The sequence below is a fragment of the Nitrobacter winogradskyi genome, from assembly GCF_006539545.1.
GTDB lineage: Bacteria > Pseudomonadota > Alphaproteobacteria > Rhizobiales > Xanthobacteraceae > Nitrobacter > Nitrobacter winogradskyi_A.
In genome coordinates this window covers 13,156-29,407 of sequence record NZ_BJNF01000030.1, presented here as the reverse complement: position 1 = coordinate 29,407, position 16,252 = coordinate 13,156, and the positions used below count along the sequence as shown (strand labels likewise).

The 16,252-nt window shown below is 62.0% G+C and carries 18 protein-coding genes and 1 tRNA gene; 17 read left to right on the top strand and 2 right to left on the bottom strand.

Translation table 11 applies throughout. The features are described from left to right. The first annotated feature begins 86 nt into the window (after positions 1 to 86). A complete protein-coding gene (locus tag NWI01_RS07110; RefSeq protein ID WP_141383205.1) occupies positions 87 to 356 on the top strand; it encodes a hypothetical protein in 270 nt (89 codons plus the stop codon). Between the two features lie 31 nt (positions 357 to 387). Here NWI01_RS07110 and NWI01_RS07105 read toward each other — a convergent pair whose 3' ends face one another. Then, positions 388 to 759, bottom strand: a complete 372-nt coding sequence (locus NWI01_RS07105) for a hypothetical protein (protein WP_141383204.1) — start codon at positions 757 to 759, stop codon at positions 388 to 390. 36 nt (positions 760 to 795) lie between these two features. Between NWI01_RS07105 and NWI01_RS07100 the strand changes: the two genes are divergently transcribed. The 9 genes from NWI01_RS07100 to NWI01_RS07060 all read left to right on the top strand — a co-directional run bounded on the left by NWI01_RS07100 (position 796) and on the right by NWI01_RS07060 (position 10,894). Next, positions 796 to 2,190 carry a DegQ family serine endoprotease gene (locus NWI01_RS07100; protein ID WP_141383203.1) on the top strand — a complete coding sequence of 465 codons (1,395 nt, stop codon included), beginning with the start codon at positions 796 to 798 and terminating at the stop codon, positions 2,188 to 2,190. After that, positions 2,187 to 3,518 carry a replication-associated recombination protein A gene (locus tag NWI01_RS07095; RefSeq protein WP_141383202.1) on the top strand — a complete coding sequence of 444 codons (1,332 nt, stop codon included), beginning with the start codon at positions 2,187 to 2,189 and terminating at the stop codon, positions 3,516 to 3,518. Before NWI01_RS07100 ends, NWI01_RS07095 begins: the two co-directional genes overlap by 4 nt. Continuing rightward, complete coding sequence (locus NWI01_RS07090; protein WP_141383201.1) at positions 3,515 to 4,354, top strand: tetratricopeptide repeat protein; 840 nt, start codon at positions 3,515 to 3,517, stop codon at positions 4,352 to 4,354. Before NWI01_RS07095 ends, NWI01_RS07090 begins: the two co-directional genes overlap by 4 nt. 224 nt (positions 4,355 to 4,578) lie before the next feature. Continuing rightward, positions 4,579 to 5,817 carry an RluA family pseudouridine synthase gene (locus tag NWI01_RS07085; RefSeq protein WP_141383200.1) on the top strand — a complete coding sequence of 413 codons (1,239 nt, stop codon included), beginning with the start codon at positions 4,579 to 4,581 and terminating at the stop codon, positions 5,815 to 5,817. Positions 5,818 to 5,984: 167 nt separating this feature from the next. Then, positions 5,985 to 6,752, top strand: a complete 768-nt coding sequence (locus tag NWI01_RS07080) for an ATP12 family chaperone protein (protein WP_141383199.1) — start codon at positions 5,985 to 5,987, stop codon at positions 6,750 to 6,752. A gap of 62 nt (positions 6,753 to 6,814) precedes the next feature. Further along, positions 6,815 to 8,476, top strand: coding sequence for a flagellar hook-length control protein FliK (gene fliK, locus NWI01_RS07075; protein ID WP_141383198.1), 1,662 nt, complete (start codon positions 6,815 to 6,817; stop codon positions 8,474 to 8,476). After that, positions 8,473 to 8,742, top strand: a complete 270-nt coding sequence (locus NWI01_RS07070; protein ID WP_141383197.1) for an EscU/YscU/HrcU family type III secretion system export apparatus switch protein — start codon at positions 8,473 to 8,475, stop codon at positions 8,740 to 8,742. Before fliK ends, NWI01_RS07070 begins: the two co-directional genes overlap by 4 nt. 258 nt (positions 8,743 to 9,000) lie before the next feature. Beyond that, positions 9,001 to 10,533, top strand: a complete 1,533-nt coding sequence (locus tag NWI01_RS07065; RefSeq protein ID WP_141383196.1) for an acyl-CoA carboxylase subunit beta — start codon at positions 9,001 to 9,003, stop codon at positions 10,531 to 10,533. Between the two features lie 37 nt (positions 10,534 to 10,570). Continuing rightward, positions 10,571 to 10,894 carry a Fic family protein gene (locus tag NWI01_RS07060; RefSeq protein WP_283809241.1) on the top strand — a complete coding sequence of 108 codons (324 nt, stop codon included), beginning with the start codon at positions 10,571 to 10,573 and terminating at the stop codon, positions 10,892 to 10,894. Positions 10,895 to 10,983: 89 nt separating this feature from the next. Here NWI01_RS07060 and NWI01_RS07055 read toward each other — a convergent pair whose 3' ends face one another. After that, a complete protein-coding gene (locus tag NWI01_RS07055) occupies positions 10,984 to 11,457 on the bottom strand; it encodes an outer membrane protein assembly factor BamE (RefSeq protein WP_244613684.1) in 474 nt (157 codons plus the stop codon). Positions 11,458 to 11,564: 107 nt separating this feature from the next. Here NWI01_RS07055 and NWI01_RS07050 point away from each other — a divergent pair, with 107 nt between their 5' ends. The 7 genes from NWI01_RS07050 (at position 11,565) to NWI01_RS07020 (ending at position 16,248) form a co-directional block, all read left to right on the top strand. Beyond that, positions 11,565 to 12,134, top strand: a complete 570-nt coding sequence (locus NWI01_RS07050; protein WP_244613683.1) for a ubiquinol-cytochrome C chaperone family protein — start codon at positions 11,565 to 11,567, stop codon at positions 12,132 to 12,134. Next, positions 12,131 to 12,727, top strand: coding sequence for a YceD family protein (locus NWI01_RS07045; protein ID WP_181410404.1), 597 nt, complete (start codon positions 12,131 to 12,133; stop codon positions 12,725 to 12,727). Before NWI01_RS07050 ends, NWI01_RS07045 begins: the two co-directional genes overlap by 4 nt. A gap of 242 nt (positions 12,728 to 12,969) precedes the next feature. Then, positions 12,970 to 14,031, top strand: coding sequence for a phosphate acyltransferase PlsX (gene plsX / locus NWI01_RS07040; protein WP_141383194.1), 1,062 nt, complete (start codon positions 12,970 to 12,972; stop codon positions 14,029 to 14,031). Beyond that, on the top strand, positions 14,028 to 15,005 hold the full coding sequence (locus NWI01_RS07035) for a beta-ketoacyl-ACP synthase III (protein ID WP_141383193.1): 978 nt from the start codon (positions 14,028 to 14,030) through the stop codon (positions 15,003 to 15,005). Before plsX ends, NWI01_RS07035 begins: the two co-directional genes overlap by 4 nt. Before the next feature lie 127 nt (positions 15,006 to 15,132). Further along, positions 15,133 to 15,453 (top strand): integration host factor subunit alpha, encoded by a 321-nt coding sequence (locus NWI01_RS07030; protein WP_141383192.1) that lies wholly within the window; start codon positions 15,133 to 15,135, stop codon positions 15,451 to 15,453. A 38-nt stretch (positions 15,454 to 15,491) separates the two neighbouring features. Beyond that, positions 15,492 to 16,088 carry a MerR family transcriptional regulator gene (locus NWI01_RS07025; protein WP_141383191.1) on the top strand — a complete coding sequence of 199 codons (597 nt, stop codon included), beginning with the start codon at positions 15,492 to 15,494 and terminating at the stop codon, positions 16,086 to 16,088. Between the two features lie 82 nt (positions 16,089 to 16,170). Beyond that, a tRNA-Pro gene (locus tag NWI01_RS07020) sits at positions 16,171 to 16,248 on the top strand. Positions 16,249 to 16,252: the final 4 nt, after the last annotated feature.

Genomic DNA, 16,252 nt, shown 5'->3' with positions numbered 1-16,252 from the left:
GGCCGCTCTAAACGGATGCAGGTCTTATAGCTTGTGGCTTTTTCCGCAGAGTTCTTCGGTGACATTCCTTCCCTGGAGATTTGAAAATGAACTTTGAGATGGTTTTTGCCGCCGCCTTGCTGACCGACGACATACTTGCCGCCATTCATGATCTGCACGCCTACTCAAACGGGGGCGGGACGGCCATCAGTCGTGAGAAGCTCCGCGAAATTGTCGACAAATACGTGACCTTCGACGAAAAGGATTTTCCCGAGCTTCGCAGCGACGTGGACTGGAGCGCTGTTGTGGCGTACTGGCGCGAAGCGGTCGAGGATATGGAAGAAGTCATCAAGGGCGAAGTTCCCGTTTCCAAGTAGGATCAGGAGTAACTCGGAAGCGACAGACAGTTCACAGATTCGAAGCCGCAGCGGGAATGTGATAGCGGCCATCGGTAGCGATAGGGACGCCGTTTACTTCTCGAAATTGGCTGCTGACAATAACGAGCGCGTCCTGTTCCTGCGTCCGTGTGACGGTTGGTTCTGATTGCAAATTTTGAAGTGATGCGTTCAGGCAATAGGTAGGCCGTGCGCACACGGGCAACGAAGCAGCGCGGGAGAACCCGGAAACAACCGGGGTGATCGAGAAAAGAGGCGTCTTTCGTTTCTCCTTGAGGTTCGCGAAACCAGAGCCTCGCTTTGATTGAATCAGACGCGAGGCTTTATGAGTTTGTTTTGACGCGTTTTCTTCACGCGAACCGGTGTCCACTTCGCTTGAAAACACTATATATCTGCGATCCTGATCCCGGGAATCAAATTCATGACGCTGCTCCGCCTGTCCGCCACTCTGTTCCTCGCTCTGACGATGCTGGCGCCTGCTCATGCCCAGGACCGCCGCGTACCGACCTCCCAGGCCGAACTGCGGCTTTCCTATGCGCCGATCGTGCAGCGGGTGGTCCCGGCCGTGGTCAACGTCTACGCCGCCAAAATGATTCAGCATCGCCACCCGCTGCTGGATGACCCGATCTTTCGTCGTTTCTTCGGCGTTCCCGGCGGGCAGCCGGAACAGATGCAGCGCTCGCTCGGCTCGGGCGTGATGGTCGATCCGTCCGGCCTCGTCGTAACGAACAATCATGTGATCGAGGGTGCGGACCAGGTCAAGATCGCGCTGCCGGACAAGCGCGAGTTCGAGGCTGAGATCGTGCTCAAGGATACGCGGACTGATCTTGCGATCCTGCGGTTGAAGAATGTGAATGAGACGTTTCCGACGCTTGATTTCGCGAATTCGGATGAGTTGCAGGTCGGCGACGTCGTCATGGCGATCGGGAATCCGTTCGGTGTCGGGCAGACGGTGACGCAAGGCATCGTTTCCGCGCTGGCGCGTACGCAGGTCGGGATTACGGATTATCAGTTCTTCATCCAGACCGATGCGGCGATCAATCCCGGAAACTCGGGCGGGGCGCTGGTTGACATGACGGGCCAGCTCGTCGGCATCAACACCGCGATTTTCTCGCGCACCGGCGGGTCGCTTGGCATCGGCTTCGCCATTCCGGCCAACATGGTGCGGGTGGTGGTGGCGTCGGCCAAGAGTGGCGGCAAGGCGGTGCGCCGTCCCTGGCTCGGGGCTCGGCTGCAGGCGGTAACCCCGGAGATTGCCGAAACCATTGGCCTCAAGGCGCCGGCCGGTGCGCTGGTGGCCAGCGTTGCGCCTGGAAGTCCGGCGGCGCGCGCCGGTCTCAAACTATCCGATCTGATCGTCTTGATCGATGGTCAGCCCGTCGACGACCCCAACGCGTTTGACTATCGGTTCGCGACGCGTCCGCTCGGCGGCACATCGCAGCTGGAAGTCCAGCGCAACGGAAAGCCGGTCAAGCTCACGGTTCCGCTCGAAACAGCGCCGGACACCAGTCGCGACGAGGTTGTGATTACCGCGCCATCACCGTTCGAGGGCGCCAAGGTTGTGAATGTCTCGCCGGGGCTAGCCGACGAGCTTCATCTCGATTACGGCGCTGAAGGAGTCGTGATCATCGCATTGGCGGAGAATGGAATGGCCGCGAATGTCGGGTTCAGGAAGGGTGACATCATCCTCGCGGTCAACAACAAGAAGATCGTCAAGACGACCGATCTCGAACAGGCCGTGCGCGAAGCGAGGCGGCTCTGGCGGATCACGCTGATGCGTGGCGGCCAGCAGATTCAAGTCATGCTGGGCGGATGAGCCCGAAACGCCAGCACGACTCCAGGAGCCTGTTCGCCGCCGCGGGTCTGGAGCGTGATGCGCCGCATCCGCTGCCGGACAGGCTGCGACCGCAGATGCTTTCGGACGTCGTCGGGCAGGATCACATTCTGGGGCCGGACGGCGCGCTGACCCGGATGCTGGAAACCCGCACGCTGGGCTCGCTCATCTTCTGGGGACCGCCGGGGACCGGCAAGACCACGGTGGCGCGGCTGCTGGCGGACGCGACCGCGCTGCACTTCGAGCAACTGTCGGCGGTGTTCTCCGGTGTCAATGATCTGAAGAAGGCGTTCGAGGCCGCCCGCGCGCGCCGCGAGTCGGGGACGGGTACGCTGCTGTTCGTCGATGAAGTGCATCGTTTCAATCGCGCGCAACAGGATTCGTTTTTGCCCGTCATGGAAGACGGAACCGTCGTTCTGGTCGGCGCGACCACCGAGAACCCATCGTTTGAACTGAACGCGGCGCTGTTGTCGCGGGCGCGCGTGCTGGTGTTTCGTTCGCTCGACGCGGCGGCCGTTGAGAAACTGTTTGTCCGCGCCGAGGAGGTCGAGGGCAAGCCTTTGCCGCTTGATGCCGAGGCGCGCGCGGCGCTGGTGCGCATGGCCGACGGCGACGGCCGAGCGGCGCTGACGCTGGTCGAGGAAGTCTGGCGGTCGGCGCGCGAGGGCGAGGTCTTCGATGCCGGGCAATTACAGGGCGTGCTGCAACGCCGCGCGCCAATCTACGACAAATCCGCCGACGGCCACTACAACCTGATTTCCGCCTTGCACAAGTCGGTGCGGGGTTCCGATCCCGATGCGGCGCTGTACTATCTGGCGCGGATGATCGAGGCGGGCGAGGATCCGCTGTTTCTCGCGCGCCGCGTGGTGCGAATGGCGGTGGAGGACATCGGGCTTGCGGATCCGCAGGCGCTGGTGATCTGCAACGCAGCCAAGGATGCCTATGATTTCCTCGGCTCGCCGGAAGGTGAACTCGCGATCGCGCAGGCCGTGATCTATCTCGCGACCGCGCCCAAGTCCAACGCCGCCTACAAGGCGTTTGGCGCGGCGATGCGTATCGCGAAGGACGCCGGCTCTCTCTTGCCGCCGAAGCACATCCTCAACGCGCCGACCGGGCTGATGAAATCCGAAGGTTACGGCGGCGGCTATCAATATGATCACGACATGCCGGACGCGTTTTCCGGACAGGATTACTTTCCCGAGACGCTCGGCCGCCAGACCTTCTATGATCCGCCGGATCGGGGGTTCGAGCGCGAAATCCGCAAGCGCATGGACTACTGGGCGAAGCTGCGGCGGGAGCGCGCGTCATGACGGGCTTGATCGAAGCCAAGGTCAGACTGCCGATCCACGATCCCGACAAATTCGGGCGACGGCGCACGTTCAAAGACTGTTTCAGACCGGAGCGTCTTATGATGCTCCGGCAAGGTGCGAGGCGTAATCAGGTGCAGACGATGCGAAGACATATGACCCGATGGCTGTTGGCGCTGGCGCTGCTTGGCATGACGAACGCCGCGCGCGCCGAGATGGCGGAAGTTGCTCCGGGCGTGACCATCACGAAGAAAACATTTTCGGCACGGATGGATGAACAGCCGTTCTACGGTTTCGCGGAGAAATCGGCCGAACAGCAAAAGGCCGATGTCGACTTTCTGGCGGCAGCGGACAAGACCGGCACACGCGAGGCGGTTTCCGCTGCAGCCATTGAGCGCGGATGGGGGCATCTGGATCGGGGTAACTTTCCGGAAGCGAGCAAACGGTTCAATCAGGCGTGGCTGCTGGCTCCGGAACGGAGCGCGATCTACCAGGGTTTCGCGGTGATCACCGCGGCGCGCTTCGGCGATCTCGAATATGCCGAAGAACTGTTCAAGACTGCGTTGCGGCAGCCGAAGCAGCGGCGGACGCTGAAAGCTGATTACGGACGCCTGCTGCTGAAAGCCAAGCGTCCGGCCGAGGCAAAGACGATTCTGGAGGAAAGCGTGCGCGAGGCGCCGGACTTCGCCGATGGGTGGGTCAGCCTCGGGCTTGCACGGTTGCAGACGGATGACGCCGCGGGCGCATGCGCGGCCGCAACCGAAGCCAACAAGCTCAAGCTCTCGCGCGGGACGATGATCGACCTGTTGTTGCTGAAACGGCAGGGGGCTTGCCCGTAGTAGGATCGGGTGTCTGCGGTCGGCCTGATATCATCGGGACGCCTGCCTGGAGCGCCTCTTCGTTTCCGATGGATCAGAAGTGGGGCTCCATGAACTGATTGCCGCGTTTTCTTCACGTGAGCTGGCATCCATCCTCGGGTCAAGCCCGAGTACATGCTTCGCTCGAAAACGCTATAGGGTTTGAAGTTGGGTCTACGCCGAAGAACTGAATTCCAGGGGAACCGATGAGCCCGCGCGACAAGCGACCTTCTGCGAAATCCGGTGGCCGCGGGAGCGAGCGTCATAAAAATACTGTGGCCAAAGCAGCCCATCCCGGAAAAGCGACGCGTTCGAAAGGCCGTGGTGAGGTTGAGCGATCAGCGGGCGAGCGATGGCAGGGGGCTCGGCCGGGCAGGCCGCCGCGCGCGGGTGCGCCACGCAACTCCGTTCACTCCGCCGAAAAGCCGCCCGAGCCCGTGCCGGCGCCGCTGCCGACGAAGGTCCAGACCGTCGCGGTGAGCGCCGATGAAGCCAACATGCGTGTCGATCGCTTTCTTGAAGCACGCTTTCCCGGCCTGTCGTTCTCCCACATTCAGCGCATCGTCCGCAAAGGCGAGTTGCGCGTGAACGGCAGGCGCGCCGACAGCAAGGATCGCCTGGACGAGGGCGACAAGGTCCGCATCCCCCCGCTCAGGCTCGACACGCCGAAGGCCGCGACACACTTGTCCGAGGCCGAGACGAAAATTCGCGACGAATTGCGGAAGATGGTGCTGTTCGAGGACGCGGACGTCATGGTGCTGAACAAGCCGGCGGGCCTTGCGGTGCAGGGCGGCTCCGGCCTGTCACGGCACATCGACGGAATGCTGGAGACGATGCGCGACGCCAAAGGGCAGCGGCCGCGTCTCGTGCACCGGCTGGATCGCGAGACGGCCGGCTGCCTGCTGATCGCCAAGACGCGTTTCGCGGCCACGGCGCTGACGGGCGCATTCCGCCATCGTTCGGCACGCAAGATTTATTGGGCGCTGGTCGCAGGCGTGCCGAAGCCGAAGCAGGGCCGCATCTCGACCTATCTCGCCAAGGAAGAGAATGAAGAGGAATCGATCATGCGGATCGCCGCGCATGGCGACGAGGGCGCCAGTCACGCCGTGACCTACTATGCGGTGGTGGAGACCTCCGCCCAGAAGCTGGCGTGGGTGTCGCTGAAGCCGGTGACGGGGCGAACGCATCAACTGCGCGCGCACATGGCGCATATCGGTCATGCCATCATTGGCGATCCCAAGTATTTCAACAAAGAAAACTGGCAGTTGCCGGGAGGTCTTCAGAATCGGCTGCATCTGCTGGCGCGCCGTATCGTGATTCCGCATCCGCGCGGCGGCGTTATCGATGCGAGCGCGCCGCTGCCGCCGCATATGCTGCAGTCCTGGAATCTGCTCGGCCTTGAAGCGGATCGTTTCGATCCCATCGAAAACGCGCCGGAAGAATAGCCTGGCGACATCACATCAGAAATTGCTTTATAGCGTTTTCGAGCGAAGCATGTCCTTGGGCTTGACCCGAGGATGGATGCCGATTCACGTGAAGAAAACGCGTCAAATCAAAAAGATTCCAGGGGTTCAGCCGCTATCGGCGAGCAAGAGTGTCATAAGAGTGCGCCATGCGTGAATCAGTAGGCTCCGGCAAGGCGACGCCGGGCCGGGAGGAAACAGCGCGCAGTTCCGCGCCGACCGGGCAGCGCAAGCGCTTCTATGCCCGCGTGGGTGTCGACGAGACGCCGGAAGGATTCGCTATCCTGCTAGACGACAGGCCGGTTCGCACGCCGTCGCGTAACGTGCTGGCGGCGCCTGTACGCGAGATTGCCGAGACCATCGCAGCGGAATGGGAGGCGCAACGGGACTTCATCAGTCCTACGACCATGCCGCTGACGCGGCTCGCCAACAGCATCATCGACGGCGTGACCGTTCGCGTCGACGCTGTTGTCGAGGACGTTGCCAAGTATCTCGAAACGGACCTCCTGTTCTATCGCGCCGGCCATCCCGATGCGCTGGTGGCGCGCGAAGCCACGCATTGGGACCCCGTGCTGCTATGGGCCGCTGAAGCGCTGGGAGCGCGGTTCATCCTGGCCGAGGGCATCGTGCATGTCCGTCAACCGGATCAGGCCGTTGCGGCCGTCCGCAAGGCGCTGCCGGCGGATCCCTGGGTGGTCGGGGCGCTGCATGTTGTGACGACGCTGACCGGCTCCGCGCTGCTCGCGGTCGCCTTGATGTGCGGGCGGCTGGATGCGGACGAAGTCTGGGCGGCCGCCTGTGTCGATGAGGACTGGAACAGCGAGCAATGGGGGGTTGATGATGAGGCGGCGGTCCAAAGGGCGGCACGCCTGGTCGATTTCCGGGCCGCCGCCGCCGTCCTCCGTGCGGTGGGCTGAACCCAGCCGGTTAAGGAGAGGTTTAGATACCGAAGCTAGCCTGACGGGTGAAACGAGGCTTCATGGCGATCTCGATCAACCCGATTTTCCCGGTTATCGCGGCGCAGGACGCTGCGTCCGAAGCCGTGCTGCAGCCCGGCAGGGTGGTCGATGCGAAGGTTCAGGGGATCCTTGCCGACAACCTCGTCCGTATCGCCATCGCCAATCTGACGATCGAGGCGTTTTCGGAGATACCGGTTCAGGTCGGCCAGAGTCTGCGGCTTGCGGTCTCACAAACGGAGCAAGGGATTCGGCTTGCGGTCGTGGGGACAGGCTTATCGGGTACGCCTGTCGCCGGACCGGCTGATACGTTGACGCTGACGCCGGATGTCGCGGCGGCTGTGACGACCAAGGCCGCTTTAACTCCCGCTTTGACGACCTTGGAGGCTCTCTCCGTTTCGGCCGCGGCGCAAGCGGCGGCGACCCGGCAAGGCAGCCTCTCGCCGCTCTACGCCAATCTGCTGATCGCCGCCGGATCCGGCAGTCTGTCCCCCGACGTACGACAGGTCCTGCACCGGCTGCTGGCTCTGCGGCCCGGTCTCGATCCGGGCCTCACGGGAAGCGATATCAAGTCCGCGTTCCGGAGTTCCGGCCTTTTTCTCGAAGCGTCGCTGGCGGCCGGCCTGGAGACGGGACAGCCCGCGGCCTCGGCCAATACACAACTTCCCGATATGAAGGCCGCGCTGCTCGTGCTTCGCGAGGCGCTTTCGATTTCGGTCGGGGATGCCTCTCGCGCTCCGCCGCCTGCCGCAGGCGCGGGATCGCAGCAAGCGCAGCAGACAGCCTCGCCGATGGCGACGGGCGCGCCGCCGTTGTCGCCGGATATCGACGCACAGGATGTTTATCTGCCGCAGGCGCAACCGGCCGTGACCGATGATCCGGACTCGCCTGCGAACCAGACTGTGTTTCCCCGAGCCTCAGATGCAGGGCTTCGGGCCGCCGTCACCGGCGCGGCCCTGAACGCCTTGCAGGAGGTGCTTCAGAACAGAGGCAATAGCGGTTTCGGCGCAGAATCCGGACAGGGCGGTGATCCGGACGCCGCTCCGCCGCTCAGGACCGTGTCGGCGAGTGGACCCGCCGCCGGGGGCAATGTTTTTGTCGTGCGCACCAGCACGCCGCCGCCGCCCTTTGGCGGGGCGCTGCCGGCCGCGCAGCCCGTCGCATTGCCGGGACTGTCACCGGCTGCATCGCCGGAGGAGATTGCGCGGCGGCTGCTTGATGATACGGACGCGGCGATTTCCCGTCAGGTGTTGCTGCAGATCGCCTCGCTTCCGGATCGCGCCGATACGGCGGGAGCGCGGCTCGATCAGATCACGCCGCGGTGGAATTTCGAGATTCCATTTGCCGTCCCGACCGGCACGGCCATTGCGCAGTTCGAGATTTCGCGCGATGCCGCCGGTCTCACTACGGAAGCAGCGGCGCGGGTCTGGCGCGCGCGATTTTCGGTGGATGTCGAACCGGCCGGGCCGGTTCACGCGTTGGTGTCGCTGGCCGGCGATACCACGGCGGTGCGGCTCTGGGCCGAGCGTCCTTCCACCGCGAGCCGGTTGCGCGCCGGCGCTTCGCAACTCACTCAGGCATTGAGCCGCGCCGAATTGCAGCCGGGGGACATCATCATCGGCGAAGGCGCGCCGCCGCAGCCGAATCCCGCGCCCGCCGGCCACTTTCTGGATCGCGCCCTATGAGTGTGGAGACGAAGGACCAGGTCGCTGTCGCCCTCCACTACGACAAAGGCAGCGGCGCGCCGCGCGTGGTCGCCAAGGGCAGGGGATCGCTTGGCGCGAAGATCATCGAGGTGGCCAACGAGCACGATATCCCGATCGAGCAGAACGAGGTGCTGGCCGGCGCGCTGTCGCATGTCGAGCTTGGCGATGAGATTCCGGCCGAACTGTACAAGGCGGTCGCGGAGGTTCTGGTGTTCGTGCTTCGGATCTCGGGGCGGGCGCCTTGATCGATGGTCGCTCTTCGCCGCGCCTGTTAGATCACGATGGTTTTTGATCGAATCGATCCACAACCATCAACGTGATCGACTCCAATATTTTGAGACGCGGGATGCGGGCGGAAAACCGCACCACACTTTTCCTCATCCTGCTCTAGTGGCAGCCCTAAAAGCCGCGTGCTAAAATCGGATCATGATGCAGCGGACCTCGCATATTCCTCAGGCCGACCGGAGCCGTTTCGCTGCACGTCATAGTCCGGGCGGCAGATCATGAAGAACATTCGCGAAGCGCTCGATGCCCGGCGGGCGGCCGCGAAGCTTGGCGGCGGCGAGAGGCGCATCGAGGCGCAGCACAGGCGCGGCAAGCTGACCGCCCGCGAACGCATCGAGGTCCTGCTCGACAAGGGTTCGTTCGAGGAGTTCGACATGTTCGTCGAGCATCGCTCGGTCGAATTCGGCATGGAGAAATCGAAGGTGCCGGGCGACGGCGTGGTGACCGGATGGGGCACCGTCAACGGCCGCAAGATTTTCGTGTTTGCGAAGGACTTCACCGTGTTCGGCGGTTCGCTGTCGGAAACGCATGCGTTGAAGATCACGAAAATCCAGGACCTGGCGCTGAAGGCGAGGGCGCCGATCATCGGTCTCTATGATGCCGGCGGGGCGCGCATTCAGGAAGGCGTGGCGGCGCTGGCCGGTTACTCCTATGTCTTCCGCCGCAACGTGCAGGCCTCCGGCGTGATCCCGCAGATCAGCGTCATCATGGGGCCGTGCGCCGGCGGCGATGTCTATTCGCCCGCGATGACCGACTTCATCTTCATGGTGAAGAACACGAGCTACATGTTCGTTACCGGCCCCGACGTGGTGAAAACCGTCACAGGCGAGGTGGTGACTTCGGAAGAACTCGGCGGCGCCAGCGTGCATACGACGAAATCGTCGATCGCTGACGGCGCGTTCGAAAACGATGTCGAGGCGCTCTTGCAGATGCGCCGCCTGATCGACTTCCTGCCGGGCAACAACGCGGATGGCGTGCCGGAATGGCCGAGCTTCGATGACATCGAGCGCACCGATGACTCGCTCGATACGCTGGTGCCTGATAATCCCAACAAGCCCTACGACATCAAGGAACTGATCCTGAAGGTCGTGGACGAAGGCGATTTCTTCGAGATCGCGGAAACGTTCGCCAAGAACATCCTCATCGGGTTCGGCCGCATCGCCGGACGCACGGTCGGTTTCGTCGCCAATCAGCCGATGGTGCTGGCGGGCGTTCTCGACTCCGATGCGTCACGCAAGGCAGCGCGCTTCGTTCGCTTCTGCGACGCCTTCAATATTCCGATCGTCACCTTCGTGGACGTGCCGGGATTCTTGCCGGGCACGGCGCAGGAATACGGCGGGCTGATCAAGCACGGCGCGAAGCTCCTGTTCGCCTATTCGCAATGCACGGTGCCGCTCGTCACCGTCATCACGCGAAAGGCCTATGGCGGCGCGTTCGACGTGATGGCCTCCAAGGAGATTGGCGCGGACATCAATTACGCCTGGCCGACGGCGCAGATCGCGGTGATGGGCGCGAAAGGCGCGGTGGAGATCATCTTTCGCAGCGACATCGGCGACGAGGAGAAGATCGCCGCGCGCACCCGGGAATACGAGGATCGTTTCCTGTCACCGTTCGTCGCCGCCGAACGCGGCTACATCGACGACGTCATCATGCCGTCCTCGACGCGCAGGCGCATCGCCCGCGCGCTGGCTATGCTGCGCGACAAGAAAGTGGGCGTGCCCGCCAGGAAGCACGACAATTTGCCGTTGTGAGGGTAAGAGGCCTTAGGTTCCAGGAAGAAGTACGCCGATTCACTTGGCGGCATATCTGATGTGGCGGTTGAATTGGATTCATCCATTCGCCGATGGTAATGGACGCACGGCACGAATCGTTTCGTACGTCGTGCTCTCTATTCGTGCGGGGGCAATTCTGCCTGGAACTCCCACGATCCCGGATCAGATCGTCGACAATCGCAACCCATACTTTGAAGCATTGGATGCCGCCGATGCAGCTTTTCGTGATGGAAGGATTGATGTATCCAAGATGGAAGAACTTCTTGGATCTCTCTTAGCCAATCAACTGGCCAAATTCTATCAGTCGGCAGGAGGCAGGTTGCCGACTGCAGAAACATAAATAACGAAGATGCATGTTCTTCCGAATTTTTGCTTTCGAATGAATCCTCACCCGCATTCGATGCGCGAATGGTGCAAACGCGAACCCCGCTACTTCGCGCTCAATAGCTTGAACAGCGGCTGGAGATAGCTGATCTCCTGGCCCGATGTCGGCGTGGTGCGGCTGATGAAATCGAAGATCTTGCCGTCCTTCAATCCGTAATTGGCGAGCCGGGTCACCTGGCGGTTGTTGTCGAAGTAGATTGCGATCACCCGCTGGTCGATGACCGTCTGTTGCATGAAGGCGACCTTCCGCTCGGCGCGCTGCGAGATGTAATAAAACACCTCGCCGTTCAGCGTCGCGACGGTGGACGGGGTGCCCATCACGATCAGCACCTGATCCTGGCTTGCGCCGATCTGGATCTGCTCGAGCGCGCCGGGGGGCAGGATGTAGCCCTTCTGGAAGGTCTCGCCGGTGCAGCCGGCCATCGCCGCGCACATCAGCGTGGCGGCGAGCGCCGCGCGCAGGCGATGCCGTCGCGTCGCGGGGGTTCCGGACGCCTTGTTCGGGACCGATACTGTCATTCGCGGGCCGCCTTCATCCTCTTGCATCGCGCGCGTGGTTGACGTACCCGGCAATGATCCCCGAGTGCAACAACGGATCGCCCTTGCGGGTTGTCTTCGGTACCCACATGCGCTGGCCGTTCAATCGCTTCAAAAAACAGTCCCCCGCTCCGTCGCGCCGCACCATTGAAGCGATCTATGGCATGATCGTGACGCAAGCGCGAGAGCCCGCGTTTTACCAGGTCTACGGGGTGCCGGACACGGTGGATGGCCGCTTCGATATGGTCCTGCTGCATCTGTGGATGGTCTTTCGGCGGTTGAGATCGGGACCGGACAAAGCGCTTCCGCAGGCTCTGTTCGATCATTTCTGCAGTGACATGGACGCCAACCTGCGCGAGATGGGCGTCGGTGATCTGAGCGTTCCAAAGCGCATGCAGGCGTTCGGAGAGGCCTTTTACGGTCGTTCGGCCGCCTACGATCGTGCTCTGGACGAGGGTCTTGAGCCGCTGGCGCGGGCGCTCGACAAGAATATTTACAATGGCGGGAACATCGAAAGCGCGCGACGGCTTGCAGCCTATGCGGCGGACGCGCTCGCCGCGCTCGCCTGTGGCGATCGCGCCGGGCCGGCGGAAGACTTAGCCTTTGGAAGGTTTGCATTTCCAGACCTCGCGCAACGGGAGCAAAAGAGCGGGCCATGAATGCCAAGGACAGGCCGGACACGAGCACGATTCCAAATCCCTGGATCTCGCGGGCCACGGTCGCGCAGATTCCGGAAACCGGCCTTCATCGCGATATCGAGGCTGATGAGAGCGTGCGCATGGCGCTGGCCAAAATCGCCGGCGTGCGCGACGTCGCATACGCACGCGCATCGTTCGATCTGACGCCGGAGCGCGACGAGCGCGTGCATGTGCGGGGCAGGGTATCGGCGCGCGTCGGACAGACCTGCGTGGTGTCCCTCGATCCGATCGAGAATGATGTTGTCGAGGACATCGATCTCGTCTTCGTGCCGGAAGGCCGGATTCGGGAGTTCGTCGTGCCTATCAATGACGAAGACGGTGTCGGCGGGGAAGTGCCGGAGGCCCCCGAACCCATCGTCAATGGTGTCATTGACCTTGGACGGCTCGCCACCGACGTGCTGTTTCTGGGAATTGATCCGTATCCGCGAAAGCCCGACGCGGTGTTCGCCCCGCCTGCGAGCGCGATGGATCCGGAGGATCATCCTTTCGCCGCCCTGAAGGACCTGAAAGTCCGTCCGAACCCGCCGGAGAAGAAGAAACCGGCGCGAGATTGAGGATAACGTATTGAATTTAATCAACAGAAAATGTCGACAAGGTGTTGATACTAGAAGAATTTTGATTGATAGACTATGTTCCCTTATCTCGTCCCGGATCGGCCTCGATCGGGGGCTCGGATATTGTATCAAAGCGGGGACACGTTATTGTCGCGGCCGCACTGATAGAAGCACCGTGCTCAGCCGCCATATCTTGTGGCCGTGCGCTTGAGGATTTCACACAATCAAGGTTTCCGGGACTTATGCCGCAGAAGGTTCGAATCGCGCTTGACGCCATGGGTGGCGATATCGGCGCATCGGTGGTCATTCCCGGAGCCGCGATTTCACTGAACCGTCATCCCGACACCGAGTTTCTGCTCTACGGTAACAGCGCTTTGATCGAAGCGCAGCTCGCCGCTCATCCGGCGATGAAAGCGGTGTCCCGGGTGATCCACACCGACGTTGCCGTCAGCATGGACGACAAGCCGAGCCAGGCATTGCGTCGCGGCCGCAAGACGTCGTCGATGTGGCTTGCGATCGATGCGGTGAAAAAAGGCGAAGCCGATGTTGCGGTATCGGCCGGCAATACCGGCGCACTGATGGCGATGGCGCGGTTCAACCTGCGGACGCTGCCGGGAATCGATCGTCCCGCGATCGCGGCCGTATGGCCCACCTTGCGCGGCGATTCCGTCGTGCTCGATCTTGGCGCGACGATCGGCGGAGACGCACATCACCTCGCGGCTCTCGCCATCATGGGCAGCGCGATGGCGCGTGTCCTGTTTGATCTGGAACGGCCGACGGTCGGCCTTCTCAACATCGGCGTCGAGGAGGTCAAGGGCGGGGAGGAAATCCGGGAGGCGGCGGAACTGTTGCGGTCGTTAAATCTGCCGCAACTCGACTTCATCGGTTTCGTCGAAGGCGACGGGATCGGCAGGGGGGCCGCCGACGTCATCGTCACCGAGGGCTTCAGCGGCAATATCGCGCTGAAGGCGGCCGAGGGAACCGCGCGCCAGATCGCCGAATATCTGCGCAGCGCGATGTCGCGCACCCTCCTGTCGCGGATCGGATACCTGTTTGCGCGGGGCGCTTTCAATGCGCTGCGCGGCAAGATGGATCCTCGGAAGTCCAATGGCGGCGTGTTCCTCGGACTGAATGGTATCGTGGTCAAAAGCCACGGTGGAACCGACGCCGAAGGCTTTGCCTACGCGGTCGATGTTGGCTATGACATGGTTCGATACGATCTCCTCACCAAGATCAACCAAACGCTGAACCGCCACGGCCACACCCTAGCTCCGGCGTCGGCAGTGCAGGAGGCTCTCTCTTGACTGCGATACGTTCGGTCGTGCTCGGCTGCGGCTCCTATCTTCCGCAAAGGGTGCTGACCAATTCCGAGCTGGCGACCAGAGTCGATACCTCTGACGAGTGGATCGTCCAGCGCACCGGTATTCGTCAGCGCCACATTGCCGCGGAAGGAGAATTCACATCGCATCTCGCCATCCATGCGGCGAATGCGGCTCTTGCTCATGCCGGCATCGAGGCCCAATCGATCGACCTGATCGTGGTGGCGACCTCGACGCCGGACCATACGTTTCCGGCGACGGCGGTTGCGGTCCAGAACGGACTCGGCATCCATCATGGCGCCGCCTTCGATCTTCAGGCGGTCTGTTCCGGCTTCGTCTTTGCTTTGGCCACCGCCGATAATTTCCTTCGTTCCGGAGCTTTCAAGCGCGCGCTGGTGATCGGCGCCGAAACCTTCTCGCGCATTCTGGACTGGACCGATCGCTCGACCTGCGTTCTGTTCGGCGACGGGGCCGGCGCGGTCGTGCTGGAAGCCCAGGAGCAGCCCGGCACGCCGTCGGACCGTGGAATCCTGACGACACACCTGCGCTCCGACGGTCGTCATCAGTCGAAGCTTTACGTCGATGGCGGGCCGTCTTCCACCCGGACCGTGGGTTTCCTCCGGATGGAAGGCCGCGAAGTATTCAAGCACGCCGTTGGCATGATTACAGACGTCATTGTCGACGCATTCAATGCATCCGGCACCAACGCAGACGATATCAAGTGGTTTGTGCCACATCAGGCCAACAAGCGAATCATCGATGCGTCAGCCCATAAACTGCATATCGCGCCGGAAAAAGTGGTGCTGACCGTCGATCGGCACGGCAATACTTCCGCGGCTTCGATCCCGCTGGCATTGTCGGTCGCGGTTGCGGACGGACGCATCAAAAGCGGCGATCTGGTTCTGCTGGAAGCGATGGGCGGCGGCTTCACCTGGGGCTCGGCTCTCGTGCGGTGGTGAAGATTTGGACCAAGCCGCCCGCAGACGCCGTCGTCTATCATCCGAAAGCATCATGTGATAGGTTGACCCTGGGCCGTTAAACTCTTAATTTCAGTTACAAATTGTTGCCGGGAGCTTGGGGCAGGCGATGACCGGAACCGGAAAAACAGTTACTCGCGTCGATCTCTGCGAAGCCGTCTACAAAAAAGTAGGACTGTCGCGCACCGAGTCGTCCGCGTTTGTAGAACTCGTTCTGAAGGAGATCACCGACTGCCTGGAGAAGGGCGAGACGGTGAAGTTATCATCCTTCGGATCGTTCATGGTGCGCAAGAAAGGCCAGCGTATCGGCCGTAATCCCAAGACCGGCACCGAGGTGCCGATCTCTCCGCGTCGCGTGATGGTTTTCAAGCCGTCGGCTATTCTGAAGCAGCGGATCAACAACAACGGCTCCGGCGCAAAAACCGACTAATCCGGCGTTCGGCGCACGATTGGTAGAGGAGCGGGCATTTGGACAAGGCACCGGATGCTTTTCGGACGATTAGCGAGGTCGCCACCGATCTCGATATTCCTCAGCATGTCCTGCGGTTCTGGGAGACCCGGTTTTCGCAGATCAAGCCGATGAAGCGCAGCGGTGGCCGGCGCTACTATCGTCCGGACGACGTCGATCTACTCCGCGGCATTCGCCATCTGTTATACAGCGAGGGTTACACCATCCGCGGCGTGCAACGGATTCTGAAAGAGCACGGCATCAAATCGGTCCAGGGCCTGACCGAGGGATCGTCCGCCGCGGCTTTCGGCGCGATCGAGGACGACATTCGCAACACGCTCGACGAAATCGATGAGGACGATTCTGACTACGAGACCGCCGAGGACACGGAGGACGATGAGGATGACGGTGACAATTCACCTCGCGAGCGGGAGCCGGGCACGCATCGGCCGCTGCGGCACGACCTCGACGAGGTGCTCTGGTCCGGCCCGGACAGTGGTGCGATCCCGGGAGTGGGGGCTACCGCGATCGATCTTACGAAATTGAAGGATGTGTTGGCTGAGCTTGTCGCGTGCAAGCAACTGCTGGACGAGGCGTTTCGTGATAGCGAACCGTAGTTTTCGCCTGATGCATTTTCTTTGCAGGAACCCGTATCGCTTCGTTTGAAAACGCTATAATGGAAACGGGGCCGTAACGGCTCGGAGCGTAGCGCAGCCCGGTTAGCGCACTAGTCTGGGAGACTAGGGGTCGGAGGTTCAAATCCTCTCGCTCCGACCATTAT

Bases quoted from the DNA above. Each gene is read 5' to 3' on its own strand.
- NWI01_RS07065 (WP_141383196.1), top strand. From the start codon at position 9,001: ATGAAGAACATTCGCGAAGCGCTCGATGCCCGGCGGGCGGCCGCGAAG.
- plsX (WP_141383194.1), top strand. From the start codon at position 12,970: ATGCCGCAGAAGGTTCGAATCGCGCTTGACGCCATGGGTGGCGATATC.
- NWI01_RS07055 (WP_244613684.1), bottom strand. From the start codon at position 11,457: ATGACAGTATCGGTCCCGAACAAGGCGTCCGGAACCCCCGCGACGCGA.
- NWI01_RS07080 (WP_141383199.1), top strand. From the start codon at position 5,985: ATGCGTGAATCAGTAGGCTCCGGCAAGGCGACGCCGGGCCGGGAGGAA.
- NWI01_RS07045 (WP_181410404.1), top strand. From the start codon at position 12,131: ATGAATGCCAAGGACAGGCCGGACACGAGCACGATTCCAAATCCCTGG.
- NWI01_RS07090 (WP_141383201.1), top strand. From the start codon at position 3,515: ATGACGGGCTTGATCGAAGCCAAGGTCAGACTGCCGATCCACGATCCC.
- NWI01_RS07095 (WP_141383202.1), top strand. From the start codon at position 2,187: ATGAGCCCGAAACGCCAGCACGACTCCAGGAGCCTGTTCGCCGCCGCG.
- NWI01_RS07110 (WP_141383205.1), top strand. From the start codon at position 87: ATGAACTTTGAGATGGTTTTTGCCGCCGCCTTGCTGACCGACGACATA.
- NWI01_RS07100 (WP_141383203.1), top strand. From the start codon at position 796: ATGACGCTGCTCCGCCTGTCCGCCACTCTGTTCCTCGCTCTGACGATG.
- NWI01_RS07085 (WP_141383200.1), top strand. From the start codon at position 4,579: ATGAGCCCGCGCGACAAGCGACCTTCTGCGAAATCCGGTGGCCGCGGG.
- fliK (WP_141383198.1), top strand. From the start codon at position 6,815: ATGGCGATCTCGATCAACCCGATTTTCCCGGTTATCGCGGCGCAGGAC.
- NWI01_RS07030 (WP_141383192.1), top strand. From the start codon at position 15,133: ATGACCGGAACCGGAAAAACAGTTACTCGCGTCGATCTCTGCGAAGCC.
- NWI01_RS07050 (WP_244613683.1), top strand. From the start codon at position 11,565: ATGCGCTGGCCGTTCAATCGCTTCAAAAAACAGTCCCCCGCTCCGTCG.
- NWI01_RS07070 (WP_141383197.1), top strand. From the start codon at position 8,473: ATGAGTGTGGAGACGAAGGACCAGGTCGCTGTCGCCCTCCACTACGAC.